This window comes from Buttiauxella warmboldiae (assembly GCF_003818135.1).
Lineage (GTDB): Bacteria > Pseudomonadota > Gammaproteobacteria > Enterobacterales > Enterobacteriaceae > Buttiauxella > Buttiauxella warmboldiae.
In genome coordinates this window covers 1-673 of sequence record NZ_RPOH01000119.1, presented here as the reverse complement: position 1 = coordinate 673, position 673 = coordinate 1, and the positions used below count along the sequence as shown (strand labels likewise).

1 protein-coding gene is annotated in these 673 nt (G+C 63.7%); it reads right to left on the bottom strand.

The annotated features are described in order from the left end of the window. A partial coding sequence (locus tag EHN07_RS20230; RefSeq protein WP_124025798.1) for an Ig-like domain-containing protein occupies nucleotides 1–673 on the bottom strand: 673 nt, incomplete at both ends.

Genomic DNA, 673 nt, shown 5'->3' with positions numbered 1-673 from the left:
CCGCTGACCGTGCCCGTGACTGGTGTCAGGCTTTCTGTGCTTTCCGAGGCGTTAATCACCCCATCCGCGGTTACCGGATGCACGGTGATCCCCGCCTCTGCTCCCATATCCACGCCGACCGCATGGTCAGCGCTGGCTGTGGCGGTGTTGCCTGCCGCATCGGTGGTGGTGATAGTGGCGTGCACCTTCTGGCCGCTCATCAGGTCTGCGGTAGTGACCGGAATACGGTAGCCCAGCGAGCCGTCGTGTTGAACTTCCACCGTTCCCGTAAAGGCGTGGCCGTTCACCGTCAGCGTCACCGTGTCACCGGCTTTCGCATCTCCGCTGACCGTGCCCGTGACCGGGGTGGTGGCTGCCGCACTTTCCGCGGCGTTAATCACATCATCTCCGGCAACCGGATGAATGCTGATCTCCACCGCTGCCTCCGTATCCACGCCGACCGCATGGTCAGCGCTGGCTGTGGCGGTGTTGCCCGCCGCATCGGTGGTGGTGATGGTGGCATGCACCGTCTGGCCGCTTACCAGATCGGTGGTAGTGACCGGAATACGGTAGCCCAGCGAGCCGTCGTGTTGAACTTCCACCGTCCCCGTGAAGGTATTACCGTTCACCGTCAGCGTCACCGTGTCACCGGCTTTCGCATCTCCGCTGACCGTGCCCGTGACGGCGGTGGTGG